The following is an 11,749-nucleotide window of genomic DNA, read 5'->3' as shown; positions in this document are numbered from 1 at the left end:
CGTCGCACCGTGGGGTACACCGCCGGTGGTTTCATGGCGGGGCGTGATGCGCGACCGGTAGCGTGTCGCCCATGGCCGAACAGAATGACGAGGGTGAGCAGAAGGCTGACCTTGACTGGCTGTATCGCCGCGGGCCGGAAGAGGCCCCCGATCCGCTGGCAGGACGCCCGGCACGCGTGACGAGCACCTTCAACCGCGCCGACGTCCAGCGTCATGAGCAGGAGTTCCTGGCCGAGCGCGCACGCCGCCAGGCCCAGCAGCAGGCCCGCCCGGCCCAGGTCCAGCCCGGTGGGTCGGCACAGTATGCGAGTCGCGGACAGCAGCCCGGCGGGTATGGGGCGGCCAACGCCGTGCCCCGCCATGCCGGGTCCGGACCGACCGGCGGCGGCAATGGTGCCCCGCCGCGTCGTCCCGTGCCGGCCCCCGTCCCCGCCACGCAGCCTCCCCGACGCCGGCGACCGCGCCATCCGGTGCGCAACTTCTTCCGCACCTTCTTCATCGTCCTGCTGGCGTGGCTGGTCTATACGGTGGCGGTTCCGGTGCGGGCCTTCGCCTCCATGCCCCAGGTCGACTGGGAACCGGCCGCCGCCGGTCGGCCCTCGCAGCAGCCGGGCACGGCGATCCTGCTGGTGGGCAGCGACTCGCGCGAGAACCTCACCGAGGCACAGAAGGCGGCCCTGGGCACCGGGGACGCCGAGGGCCAGCGCACCGACACGATCATGATCCTGTACACGCCGCCGTGGGGCGGCCGTTCGGTGCTGATCAGCGTGCCCCGTGACTCATATGTCACGATTCCGGGCTACGGGCGGAACAAGATCAACGCGGCCTATTCGTTCGGTGGCGCACCTCTGTTGACCCAGACGATCGAGGGGGCAACGGGCCTGCGCATGGACGGCTACATGGAGATCGGCTTCGCCGGCTTCGCCGACATGATCGACGCCGTGAAGGGCGTGCAGGTGTGCCTCGACGAGCCCATGGCCGACCCCCTGGCGAATATCGACCTGCCGGCCGGATGCCAGACGCTCAACGGCGACAATGCGCTGGGCTATGTGCGCCACCGCTACGGCGATCCCGAGGGTGACCTGGGCCGCGCCAAGCGCCAGCGCGAGGTGATCGCCAAGGTGGGCAAGAAGGTGATGTCACCCACCACCGTGGCCAATCCGGTGCGCTGGTGGAATGTGAACGAGGCACTGTCCAAGGCGATCACCCGCGGCAAGGACATGGGCCCCGGCGTCGCCCTGGGGGCCGGACGCGGCATGGTGAGCGTGGCCGGCGGCAAGGGACTGACCCTGCAGGTGCCCGTCTCGAACTCGTCCGGCTGGTCGGACGACGGTCAATCGGTGGTGATCTGGGATTCGGCCCGGGCGTCCAGGATGTTCGGGCTGCTGGCGCAGGGCGACACCAAGGACATGGACCAGTTCGCCAGCTGAACGGCGACCGGCCCACCGGGCACAGCGTCCTCGGGACCTACGCGCGCACCGTCTTCGAACGCACTGCCTCGCCCTTGCGACGCGCCGAGTCCGCCAGGTCGTGCTGGAACTGCACCATCTTGTCCGTGAGCGCCGCGTCGCCGGCCGCGAGGATGCGCACGGCGAGCAGCCCGGCATTGCGTGCATTGCCGATTGCCACGGTCGCCACCGGCACCCCGGCCGGCATCTGGACGATCGACAGCAGCGAGTCCATGCCCTCGAGGTTCTTCAACGCCACCGGGACGCCGATCACCGGCAGCGGCGTGACCGCTGCCAGCATCCCCGGCAGGTGGGCCGCCCCCCCGGCGCCGGCAATGATCACGCGCAGCCCCCGCTCGTGTGCCCGATGGCCGTAGGCCAGCATCTCGTCGGGCATCCGGTGGGCCGAGACCACGTCGGCCTCGAAGGGCACGCCGAATTCGGTGAGCGCCTCGGCGGCCGCCTGCATGGTGGGCCAGTCCGAGTCGGAACCCATCACGATGCCGACGAGCGGCTGGTCGTCGCCTGCGGCACCCGATGCCTGTTGCGCCCCTGCGCCCTGCGCTTGCGGATCACTCACCGTCGTCCTCCATCACGTCGTCGTCACCCATCAGGTAGTGGGCCGCGGCACGGGCGCGCTCCTGCACGTCCTCCAGGTCGGCCCCGTAGGCGGTGACATGGGCCATCTTGCGTCCCTGGCGCCATGCCTTGCCGTACAGCTGCACCTTCAGGCCGCCATCGCCGAGCACGGCGGGCAGTGCGGCCAGCAGGTCCTTGCGGGCCCCGCCCAGCACATTGCGCATGGTGCACCACGGCTGGCGTTCCTCGGTCCAACCCAGGGGAAGGCCGGCGACGGCGCGCAGGTGGTTCTCGAACTGGCTCGTGGTGGCGCCGTCGATGCTCCAATGGCCGGTGTTGTGGGGGCGCATCGCGAGTTCGTTGATCACGACCTCGCCGCCGGGCCGCTCCATCAGCTCCACGGCGAGCACTCCCACCACGTCCAGTTCCTTGGCGATGTGCAACGCGAGGGCCTGGATCTCGGCCTCGTGGTCACTGCTCATCATGGGTGCCGGGGTGGTGGTCTCCACGCAGATGCCATTGGCCTGCACGGTCTCGCTCACCGGATAGGCGACCGCCTCGCCGTCGGGATTGCGCACGGCGATCACCGACAGCTCCCGCGCGAAGTCGACGGACTCCTCGGCCAGGATCTGCACCTGCTCCCCGGCACTGACCGCCAGCGAATCGGTGAAGGGAATGGAGGCCGCGCCGGGACCGTCGAGCTTCCACACGCCGTGGCCGTCATAGCCGCCGCGCGATTCCTTGGCAATGATCGGCCAACCGATCTCGTTGCCGAATTCCGCCAGGGCGGCGGCGTCGTCGCAGATGCGCCACTTCGGCGAGGGCAGTCCGAGCTCGTCGCCGAGCTTCATGCGCATCAGCGCCTTGTCCTGCGCGTAGACCAGCGCCTTGGGGCCCGGACGCACGGCCACGCCGTCACGCTCGAGTTCGCTGAGCAGCTCGGTGGGCACATGCTCGTGGTCGAAGGTGACCACGTCGACGGTCCTGGCGAAGGCCTTCACCGTCGCGGGGTCGGTGTAGTCGCCGACCGTGACGTCGTGGACCACCTCCGCGGCACTCACATCGGGACCCTCTGCCAGCAGCTTCACCTCGAGCCCCAGGCCGATTGCTGATTCATACATCATCCGGGCCAGCTGGCCGCCGCCGATGATGCCCACCGTGTGCACAGATTCCACGCCTCCAGCCTATCCGGCGTGCCCGGACCGGCCCGCGGGCTCGGTGGACGGCGTGAGATCATGACGTCATGAGCACTCACATCGTGGCAATGGGTGGTGGCGGCTTCTCGATGGCGCCCAACAGCGCCCCCACCAGCCTGGATCGCTATCTGGTGGACGTGTCCGGCGAGCGTTCGCCGCTGGTCTGCTTCGTCCCCACCGCATCCGCCGATTCCGCGCCCTACATCAACCGCTTCCTGATGGCCTATTCGGGCCTGGGCGTCCGCACGATGGTGCTCACCCTGTGGCAGGGAGCTGCCGAATCGGTGAAGCGCCTGCCGGAAGCCGACGTGGTGCTGGTCGGGGGTGGCAACACGGTGAACATGCTTGCCCTGTGGGACGCCCACGGCGTCTCCCGCACCCTGAAGCTGATGGCTGCCGACACCTCCCGCACCATGGTCCTGGGCGGGCTCTCGGCCGGCGGGGCGTGCTGGTTCGAGGGATGCCTCACCGATGCCTTCGGCGACCTGCGCGGCTGGCGTGGTGGGCTGGGAATGCTGTCGGGCAGCTTCTGCCCGCATCTCGACGGCGAGGATCGCGGGGCCATCTACACCCAGGCGATCGCCACCGGCATGCTGCCCGGGGGCTATGCGGTGGACGACGGCGTGGCCGTGCACTTCGAGAACGGCAAGTACACCGACGTCCTGGCCGAGCGTGAGGGCCCCACGGCCCTGCGCCTGATGCCCAGCACCGAGCCCACGGCCAGCGGGGTGCTCACCGAGATACTGGAGCCGGAAGTCCTCTAGGTGTACTTCCCCGTGACGTTGTGAACGCGGGCTGAGGGAGTCTGGCCGCCGATCCCGGTGTGGGGTCTGTGGTGATTGTAGTGATGGAGCCAGGTCTCGTAGGCTGCGGCGCGCTCGGCTTCGCTGGCGTAGGGCTTCGCGTAGGCCCACTCGACGGCGAGGGTTCGGTTGAACCGCTCGACCTTGCCGTTGGTCTGCGGCCGGTATGGCCGGGTCCACTTGTGCTTCACCTCGTCGCCGAGCGCGTCAGCGAAGGCGCCTGACCGGTAGCAGGAACCGTTGTCGGTCATCACCGCGGTGACTGTGACGCCCAGGCCTGCGAAGAACGCGTTCGCGCGGGTCCAGAACCCCGCTGCGGTCTCTTTGCGCTCGTCGTCAAGGATCTCTGAGTACGCGATCCGGGAGTGGTCGTCCACGGCGTGGTGCAGATACCGGTAGCCGCGAGAGCCGGCTGCCCCGGCACGGGCTGCCTTGTCGCGGGCCACTCCCGCGTGACGGTCCTGCATGGATCCGCGACCGTGGGCACGCCACCCGCCGCCGTCGGGGATCCGGCCTTGTTTCTTGATATCTACGTGCACGAGCTGGCCCGGCGCGGCGACCTCGTACCGTGTCGGCTTCGGGCGGCGAACCGGCAGCCCGGTGGCCTGGTCGATGTTGATCAGCTTCGGCATCTTGTATCGGGCGAGCACCCGACCGACCGTGGAACGGTGCAACCGCAGGTGATACGCGATCCGGTGCGGACCCCACCGGCGAGTGAACCGCAACGCGACGATCCGATGCTCCGTCTTACGCGAAAGCCGGTTCGGTGACGAGGTGGGCCTCGAACTACGGTCGATCAACGGCAGCCCTGCCCGGTACCTGTCGGCCCACCGCTTCACCGTCGCGGGCGAGCACTGGAACCGTTCCGCCGCCCGCCGCAACGACCAGCCCTGTTCCACGACGAGAACAGCAAGACGACGACGCCCTTCCGGTGTCAAGGGTGCGTTAGCGTGAGTCACGAAGACCTCCGTGGTCAGGAGAGTGAGTGTGGTAACCCACATCCTGCCCGGAGGTCTTCGCTACCTCACCCGTTCACAACCTCCCGGGGAAGTACATCTAGGCCTTCCCGGAACACTGGGCCGGAAGTCCTCCGGGCCTTCGGGGGGGCGCTACCTGCGGAAGGCCTCGACCAGGGCCCGCACGGCACGTTCCAGGCCGGCGGCAACCTCATGGGAGTCCATGCCGGCCTCCACCTGCTTCATGCAGGAGTTCAACAGCCCCCCGGTCATGGCCGCACCCAGGCGCGCATTGGGCGCGGAGATCTGCGCCCATGCCTCCCCCAGCCCGGCGAACATGTTCTGGTGGGCCTGGTTCACGGTTCCTGCGGCCTGCTGGTTCAGGCGCTTGTCGCCCACCTTCATCAACCAGCCGTGGCCGGCGATGGTGGCCTGTTCCAGGTTGGTGAGCGCCCACGCCACGATCTGCTGGGCCGGGTCGGACGTGGCATCCATGGCCTCCTGGACGGCCCGGAACCACGCCGGCATGTAGCGCTCGACCACCAGTCCCCGCAGGTCGTCGACGCTGTCGACGTAGCGGTAGATGGAGTTGCGCGCGACACCGGCCCGCGCACTCACGGCGCTGGTGGTGAACTGGTCGGGGCCCTCGTAGCGCAGCACCTGCTCGGCTGCGTCGATGAGGCTCGTCAACACCCTTTCGTGATGCTCTCGCACCGTGGGGGCATTGATCTTCGGCATGGACGGCCCTTTCTCGATGCCCGTCGAGCGGGCACACCCTTGGCGGACGGGAACATGACCCGCCCACTCAACCGTAGCGGCTCAATATGGCAGGTCGGGAGCGGCCGGACGCGACTCCGCGACCAGCTGGCTGACGGCCTGGTGCAGGGCAATCACCTGGGGCATTCCGATCAACTCAAGGCGGGCGCCCGATGCGGTGGTGACAACCAGCGTGCCGCTGCCCCACAGGCGATCGAGCAGTCCCCGCGCATAGGACACATCGGTGATGCGGCTGTAGGGGAGGTCACTGCGGCGGCGTCGCAACAGCCCAGCGCGCACCACGAGCCGTCGGTCGGTGAAGCCATAGCGGGTGGTGGCCCAGGCCAACACCGGACGCTGGACGAAGGCGATCGCCAGCCCCGCGGTGATGACGGCGATCAGCCAACCGGCCCACGGCTCCACCGCCGCCGGCACCATGGCCAGGGCCACGCCACAGGCCGCCGCCAGGGCGAACAGGAAGACCACGGGCACCACGAGCGCCTTGGGATGGGCACGCAGGTCGGCAATGACGGTCTCGTCGTCGCCCAGGTGTCGTCGCCATCCCATGGGTCCATTCTGGCAGCAGCGGCCCCGATCCCCTCAGCGCAGGTGCACCACATCACCGGCGGTGAGCACGCGCCGGGTGCCCTGGTCGTCGTCCACGACCAGCGCCCCATTGCGATCGACGCCGGTGGCGACGCCGGTGATACTGCCCCGGTCGGGATGCTCGAAGTCGAGGTGCACGGTGACGCGGCGCCCGATCGTCGCGCAGACCCGTGCGTACTCCTCGCGAATCTCCCCGCGGCGCTGCCAGACGGCGAACCAGTGGTCGAGCGCCTGGAGGACGGCCGCCATGAGCGGCGTTTTGGCGTGCGGCAGGCCGGCCAGCAGCAGCGACGTTCCCGTGGGCACCGGCAGTTCCTCCTGCGACATGCTCACGTTCAGGCCCCACCCGAGCACGGCCCGATCACCGACCCGTTCGCTGAGGATGCCGCAGATCTTGCGCTCGTCGAGCAGCACGTCGTTGGGCCACTTGAGCGTGACGCGGCCGGGCACCGCACCCGTGTAGTTCTCGACGCCCTCGCGCACCGCGACACCGACCAACAGGCTGAGCCAGCCCCACTGCAACGGCGGTGGCGTCGGCGCCACCAGCACCGAGGTGGCCACCGAGGTGCCCGCGGTGTCCTGCCAGACGCGGTCGAAGCGGGCCCGGCCACCCACCTGGTGCTCGCTCATCACCACGAGTCCGGTGGCGGCACCCTTCTTGGCCAGGGCGACGAGGTCATCGTTGGTCGATCCGGTTTCGGGGCGCCACTGGATGGGTCCCCAATAGCTGTTCTTCCCCAGCAACTGCTCGAGCTCGACGGGGTCAACGGGCGCGGTGGTCGGCATGGCTCATTAGCCTAGGCCCGGCGGTCACGACGCAGCCGCTCCCGCGGGCGCACGTCCCCGGTTCCAATCCCGCGACGAACCCACCTGCATCGGCCCACGGCGCCGATAACAGCGACTTGCGCGGCGTCCTTGCGGGGATTCTGCACTGAGTGAATGATGATGTGGTGAGCAGCATTTCGCAGAGGACCAAACGGGCCATCCGCGCGGCCGCGCTGGAGCTCGCCCTGCGCGATGGCGCCGACAAGGTCACCGTTGACCAGATCGCCGTGGCGGCGGGCGTATCGCGCCGCACCGTGTTCAACCACTTCGCCACCAAGTACGACGCCTTCATGCCTGAGGTCGCCGCCTACTCGGACAGCGCCCTGAAGGACTTCTCCAGCGGGCGCGAACCTGACCTGATCAGGGCCCTGGGAGACGTCATCGGCAACCGCATCGACCAGGTGCAGTTCACCAGCGACCAGGTGCGGGCGGTGCGGAAGCTGGCCCAGGACAGCCCCGGCCTGCACAATGCCATGCGCGGACGCAGCGGGGCCCTGGATGCCCGCCTGCAGGCCGCGGTGATGCGTCGCCTCGGCAGCACGCCCGACGACCCGAGCACCACGATGACGCTGGCGCTGGCCCGCAGCATCTGGCGCACGACCCTGGATGCCTGGCTGACCACGCCCGACGAATTCAACCAGGATTCGCTGCGGCGCTGCCTGGCGAAGTCGATGGAGACGCTCGAAGGCCTGGTGCGCTCCAACCCGGGCGCCTGACCCACAAGGTCGATCAGGACTCCGCGGGCCCGTCGTGGGGGTCCGCATCGTCCAGCTCACCAAGGCTGCGCAGCAGTTCCTCGCGTTCGGCCGGCCAGGCGGCCATCTCGCGCTCGATGGCGTCACCCAGCTTGGTGAACCACTTGGCATTGAGCCACAGCCTGCGGCCCGCTGGCGTCCCCACCCCGCCGGCGGCACGCGAACCCTCCAGGAACAGTCGCTTGCTGCCCTCGATCACATTGCTGCGTCCCAGCAGGGCGTCATACCAGTCATCACTGCTCAGGGCGTGCACCACGCGGCGACTTCCGGGACGCCGCAACCTGCGGGTGAATCCGATGTCGGCCAGGTACTTCGTCGCCCCTGATACCGCCGCCGGCGAAACGTTCAGGGCCTGCCCGATCTGCTGGGCGGTGAGCTCGGCATCCGGCTGGGCCAACAACAGGGCGAAGACATAGCCGGTCAGTCCCGGCATACCGCTGGCCGCCATGAGGCCGCCGAAGTGCGAGACGAACTCGGAGATCCCCTGCTCATCACGCGGTTCCGACGGCCCTGCGGAATCCTGCTCGCCCTCAGCGTGCGTGCTCACTGCCATTGGCCCTCCCGACATCCGGTGGCCTCCCGACGTCCGGCGTCATCTGATTTCAGAACTTTCACTGGTTCGTGAAATGGATGCAGATTAACACGCACCCGCCCCTGCCGGCCCGACTCAGCTCGTGGGCGAAACCTCGGGGTTCGACCCCTGCGGGGGCACCTCACGCATCAGGCGCCACATCCGGATGGCCACGTTCAGGTGACTGGCGACCATCAGGCCGGCCACGATCAACCAGAAGCCCGCCACGCCCCAGTGGTAGATCTCGGCCAGTTCCCATGTGGCTTCAAGGGCCATCAGAGACGCGCCACCCGCGACGGTGAACCATCCGGTGGCACGGTTGACGTAGGACGTCAGCACCGAGCGCGCCCGCTCCCGACCCGAACCACGCTCCCAGCGACGAATGCGCGCCCGCGCAACGAAGTAGTAGGCCGGCGGCGACAACCACAACGCCCGATCGGCCGGCTTGAGCTTCACGTCGCCCTGGCCCTTGCGTCCGATCTCCCACAGCTCGATCGCGCCCTGCAACAGGGGCCCGGCAACCAGCAACCAGGCCCCCAGGAAGCCCGCCCACGTCACAAAGATCTGCACCCCGCCATCATGCACATCATCGGCGAACATCCGCCGAACGGCCATCCCCGGCACCCTGTCGGGACCCCTGTCCCCCGGCCACATGGGCCTTCGGGAGAAGACCTCTTCATAACATTCACACTTTCGTGAAATGTGTGTAGATTGGCCCCATGAGTCCTACTCGGGTGAGTACAGCGATCGAGATCAACGGCCTGGTCAAGACCTTCGGCCGGGTCACTGCCCTGGACGGGGTTGACCTCAGCGTGCAGTCCGGCGAGGTGCATGGCTTCCTCGGCCCCAACGGAGCCGGCAAGTCAACCACCATCCGCATCCTGCTCGGCCTGCTGCGCGCCGATTCCGGCAGTGCACGCGTGCTCGGCGCCGATCCGTGGGCCGATGTGCGCACCCTGCACGAGCGCCTGGCCTATGTGCCCGGCGATGTGAACCTGTGGCCCAACCTCACCGGCGGCCAGGTGATCGACCTGCTCGCCCGGCTGCGCGGTGACCTGAATCCGGCACGCCGCGACGAGCTGCTCGAACGCTTCGATCTCGACCCCACCAAGAAGGCCCGCAGTTATTCCAAGGGCAATCGGCAGAAGGTGGCGCTGGTGGCGGCGCTCGCCTCCGATGCCGAGTTGTTCCTGTTCGACGAGCCCACCTCGGGGCTGGATCCCCTCATGGAGGCCGCCTTCGACACCAGCGTCCAGGAGCTGAAGGGGCGCGGGGCCACAGTCCTGCTGTCGAGCCACATCCTGTCCGAGGTCGAGGAGCTGTCCGACCGCATCAGCATCATCAAGGCCGGGCGCATCATCGAGACCGCCACACTCGAGCAGATGCGCGCCATGCACACCACCTCGGTGAGCGCCGACGTGCAGCGCGAGGCACCGGAGCTGGGCACCATGCCCGGCATCAGCCAGCTGCGGACGGTCGGCGGCCATGTCAGCTTCGTGGTGGACGCCGCCCACCTCGACCAGGCCATCACCGTGCTGACCCGCGCGGGGATCACCTCACTGGTCAGCGAGCCGCCCAGCCTGGAGGAGCTCTTCCTGTCGAAGTACGCCGATCCCGTCCCGACGGGCACCCCGGCAGCACCGAGCGCCGGTGACCAGCGGTGAGCAGGCAGACATTCGCCACGCGCCGTGGTCGGGGCGCGGACGCCACGCGGCGCCGGGGCAGCGGCGTGGCCAGCCTGCTGCGGCTGGCATTGCGACGTGACCGCATCCTCATCGCCGTCACGCTGGTGTTGGTGTGGGCGCTCAACTACTACTCGGCCGAGGCAATGGGGCTCATCCCAATCGGGGGTGTAGGAGTTGGGGTCTGAAGCCGCCGGTCTCGAGCAGGCTTCGGGCGATGTAGTTGGTCAGGTTGCGGAACCCGAGTGCGGAGCCGCGCAGGTGTTCGAGCCGTCCGTTGAGCGCCTCGGTCGGCCCGTTGCTGGTGCCGGGTCGTTCGAAGTAGGCGAGCACGTCAGCGGCTCGCTTCTTCAGGGTCCGGCCCAGGGTGGTGAGCTCGGTGAGCACCTTGGGGACGCCGGCGCTGAGGTCGGTGATCAGCTTCTCCATGAGCTCGCGGCCACGTTGCCGGTCCTCGTGGCGATAGGCGGCGATCATGCGCTGGTAGACACCCCAGGTCGCCTCGACCTCGACGTGAGCGTCATCAACGAACAGCGCGCGTAGCCTGTCGCTCTGCTTGTCGGTGAGCAGGTCCGCGCCGGTGTGCAGCGTGCGCCGCGACTTGTAGAGCGGGTCGTCCCTGAACCCACGGTGCCCGTGGATCGCGAGTTGGACCCGGCGCCGGCACCTGTCGAGGGCGTCACCGGCCAGGCGCACGACGTGGAAGGGATCCATCACCGTGACCGCGTCCGGGATCTCCTCTGCAGCGGCGGTCTTGAACCCGGTGAAGCCGTCCATCGCGACCACCTCGACCGCGTCACGGAAGGCGTCGTCGCGGTCGGCGAGCCAGGTCTTGAACGCCGCCTTCGACCGGCCCTCGACCATGTCCAGCAGCCTTGCTGGGCCGGCGCCATCGCGGACCGGGGTGAGGTCGATGATCACGGTGACGTACTTGTCGCCACGCCTGGTGTGGCGCCAGACGTGCTCATCGACGCCAATGACCTTCACGCCCTCAAACCGCGTGGGGTCGTTGATCAGCAGCCGCTTGCCTTCAGCCAGGACCGCGTTGTTGGCGGTGTCCCACGCGACCCCGAGTCCCTCGGCGACACGGGCGACGGTGAGGTGTGCGACCACGATCCCTTCCAGCGCCCACCGCAGCCCGGTGCGCGAGAGCTTCGCGCGTGGCTCCGCCGCGGCGCTGGTGTCTTGGCGCCACACGTGTCCGCAGTCGGCACAGCGGTAGCGGCGCACTACAACTTCCAGCACGGTCGGTCGCCAGCCCAGCGGCTCGTGGGCCAACCGCCGGATCACGGTGTCACGAGCAGCGCCTTCGCTGCCGCACCGTCGGCACCACTGATCTGGTTCCACCACGCGGCACGCGAGGACCGCACGATCCGGTTCAAGTCGTTGTCCGGTCACGCTCAGACCGAGGCCGTCGAGTCGAGCGAAGGCGGTCAGGTCAGGGCGGCCGAAGCCGGCCGGCGGGGTAGCGTCGGACACGTCGAGGTCTTTCGGATGGATGGCGTAGGAACCTCCATCGTCGGGAGACCTCGACGTCTATCTGCGGACCGACGCGCCCGGCCGACCTACACC

14 protein-coding genes are annotated in these 11,749 nt (G+C 68.7%); 5 read left to right on the top strand and 9 right to left on the bottom strand.

The genetic code is table 11. The features are described 5' to 3' along the window. Nucleotides 1-71: 71 nt before the first annotated feature. Nucleotides 72-1,430, top strand: a complete 1,359-nt coding sequence (locus RM25_RS03415) for an LCP family protein (protein ID WP_013160648.1) — start codon at nucleotides 72-74, stop codon at nucleotides 1,428-1,430. 37 nt (nucleotides 1,431-1,467) lie between these two features. On the opposite strand, the gene purE is transcribed toward RM25_RS03415, so the two are convergent. After that, complete coding sequence (gene purE / locus RM25_RS03410) at nucleotides 1,468-1,944, bottom strand: 5-(carboxyamino)imidazole ribonucleotide mutase (RefSeq protein WP_044636660.1); 477 nt, start codon at nucleotides 1,942-1,944, stop codon at nucleotides 1,468-1,470. Nucleotides 1,945-2,020: 76 nt separating this feature from the next. Next, on the bottom strand, nucleotides 2,021-3,202 hold the full coding sequence (locus tag RM25_RS03405) for a 5-(carboxyamino)imidazole ribonucleotide synthase (protein WP_080774467.1): 1,182 nt from the start codon (nucleotides 3,200-3,202) through the stop codon (nucleotides 2,021-2,023). Nucleotides 3,203-3,270: 68 nt separating this feature from the next. Between RM25_RS03405 and RM25_RS03400 the strand changes: the two genes are divergently transcribed. After that, on the top strand, nucleotides 3,271-3,987 hold the full coding sequence (locus RM25_RS03400; RefSeq protein ID WP_013160645.1) for a Type 1 glutamine amidotransferase-like domain-containing protein: 717 nt from the start codon (nucleotides 3,271-3,273) through the stop codon (nucleotides 3,985-3,987). On the opposite strand, the gene RM25_RS03395 is transcribed toward RM25_RS03400, so the two are convergent. From RM25_RS03395 to RM25_RS03380, 4 genes are all read right to left on the bottom strand, one after another. After that, entirely contained in the window at nucleotides 3,984-4,985 is a 1,002-nt protein-coding gene (locus tag RM25_RS03395) for an IS481-like element ISPfr17 family transposase (RefSeq protein WP_044636658.1), read from the bottom strand. The genes RM25_RS03400 and RM25_RS03395 overlap by 4 nt on opposite strands. Nucleotides 4,986-5,135: 150 nt before the next feature. Further along, a complete protein-coding gene (locus RM25_RS03390) occupies nucleotides 5,136-5,720 on the bottom strand; it encodes a TetR/AcrR family transcriptional regulator (RefSeq protein WP_044636056.1) in 585 nt (194 codons plus the stop codon). An 81-nt stretch (nucleotides 5,721-5,801) separates the two neighbouring features. Continuing rightward, the gene (locus tag RM25_RS03385; RefSeq protein WP_044636055.1) at nucleotides 5,802-6,305 is read right to left on the bottom strand and encodes a PH domain-containing protein; all 504 of its coding nucleotides are present in this window, start codon (nucleotides 6,303-6,305) and stop codon (nucleotides 5,802-5,804) included. A gap of 33 nt (nucleotides 6,306-6,338) precedes the next feature. Beyond that, nucleotides 6,339-7,130 (bottom strand): biotin--[acetyl-CoA-carboxylase] ligase, encoded by a 792-nt coding sequence (locus RM25_RS03380; RefSeq protein WP_013160641.1) that lies wholly within the window; start codon nucleotides 7,128-7,130, stop codon nucleotides 6,339-6,341. 164 nt (nucleotides 7,131-7,294) lie between these two features. Here RM25_RS03380 and RM25_RS11800 point away from each other — a divergent pair, with 164 nt between their 5' ends. After that, the gene (locus RM25_RS11800; RefSeq protein WP_157761586.1) at nucleotides 7,295-7,885 is read left to right on the top strand and encodes a TetR/AcrR family transcriptional regulator; all 591 of its coding nucleotides are present in this window, start codon (nucleotides 7,295-7,297) and stop codon (nucleotides 7,883-7,885) included. A gap of 13 nt (nucleotides 7,886-7,898) precedes the next feature. Here RM25_RS11800 and RM25_RS03370 read toward each other — a convergent pair whose 3' ends face one another. Both RM25_RS03370 and RM25_RS03365 read right to left on the bottom strand, forming a co-directional pair. Continuing rightward, nucleotides 7,899-8,471: a MarR family transcriptional regulator gene (locus RM25_RS03370; RefSeq protein ID WP_157763589.1), complete on the bottom strand. Its 573-nt coding sequence runs from the start codon at nucleotides 8,469-8,471 to the stop codon at nucleotides 7,899-7,901. A gap of 120 nt (nucleotides 8,472-8,591) precedes the next feature. Continuing rightward, nucleotides 8,592-9,110, bottom strand: a complete 519-nt coding sequence (locus RM25_RS03365) for a hypothetical protein (protein ID WP_013160638.1) — start codon at nucleotides 9,108-9,110, stop codon at nucleotides 8,592-8,594. 104 nt (nucleotides 9,111-9,214) lie between these two features. On the opposite strand from RM25_RS03365, the gene RM25_RS03360 reads away from it, so the two are divergent. Beyond that, a complete protein-coding gene (locus RM25_RS03360) occupies nucleotides 9,215-10,159 on the top strand; it encodes an ABC transporter ATP-binding protein (RefSeq protein ID WP_013160637.1) in 945 nt (314 codons plus the stop codon). Continuing rightward, nucleotides 10,156-10,365 carry a hypothetical protein gene (locus tag RM25_RS12560; protein WP_144406037.1) on the top strand — a complete coding sequence of 70 codons (210 nt, stop codon included), beginning with the start codon at nucleotides 10,156-10,158 and terminating at the stop codon, nucleotides 10,363-10,365. The genes RM25_RS03360 and RM25_RS12560 overlap by 4 nt, the downstream gene beginning before the upstream one ends. On the opposite strand, the gene RM25_RS03355 is transcribed toward RM25_RS12560, so the two are convergent. Continuing rightward, nucleotides 10,331-11,656, bottom strand: a complete 1,326-nt coding sequence (locus RM25_RS03355; RefSeq protein ID WP_026138135.1) for an ISL3-like element ISPfr2 family transposase — start codon at nucleotides 11,654-11,656, stop codon at nucleotides 10,331-10,333. The genes RM25_RS12560 and RM25_RS03355 overlap by 35 nt on opposite strands. Nucleotides 11,657-11,749 lie beyond the last annotated feature (93 nt).

The organism is Propionibacterium freudenreichii subsp. freudenreichii, from assembly GCF_000940845.1.
Lineage (GTDB): Bacteria > Actinomycetota > Actinomycetes > Propionibacteriales > Propionibacteriaceae > Propionibacterium > Propionibacterium freudenreichii.
The sequence above is the reverse complement of the archived record's forward strand: the minus strand, read 5'-3'. Positions and strand labels throughout refer to the sequence as shown.

Excerpts from the sequence above, each read along its gene's own strand:
- RM25_RS03415 (WP_013160648.1), top strand. The coding sequence starts at position 72 with ATGGCCGAACAGAATGACGAGGGTGAGCAGAAGGCTGACCTTGACTGG.
- RM25_RS03365 (WP_013160638.1), bottom strand. The coding sequence starts at position 9,110 with ATGGCCGTTCGGCGGATGTTCGCCGATGATGTGCATGATGGCGGGGTG.
- RM25_RS03385 (WP_044636055.1), bottom strand. The coding sequence starts at position 6,305 with ATGGGATGGCGACGACACCTGGGCGACGACGAGACCGTCATTGCCGAC.
- RM25_RS03380 (WP_013160641.1), bottom strand. The coding sequence starts at position 7,130 with ATGCCGACCACCGCGCCCGTTGACCCCGTCGAGCTCGAGCAGTTGCTG.
- RM25_RS03390 (WP_044636056.1), bottom strand. The coding sequence starts at position 5,720 with ATGCCGAAGATCAATGCCCCCACGGTGCGAGAGCATCACGAAAGGGTG.
- purE (WP_044636660.1), bottom strand. The coding sequence starts at position 1,944 with ATGGGTTCCGACTCGGACTGGCCCACCATGCAGGCGGCCGCCGAGGCG.
- RM25_RS03360 (WP_013160637.1), top strand. The coding sequence starts at position 9,215 with ATGAGTCCTACTCGGGTGAGTACAGCGATCGAGATCAACGGCCTGGTC.
- RM25_RS03400 (WP_013160645.1), top strand. The coding sequence starts at position 3,271 with ATGAGCACTCACATCGTGGCAATGGGTGGTGGCGGCTTCTCGATGGCG.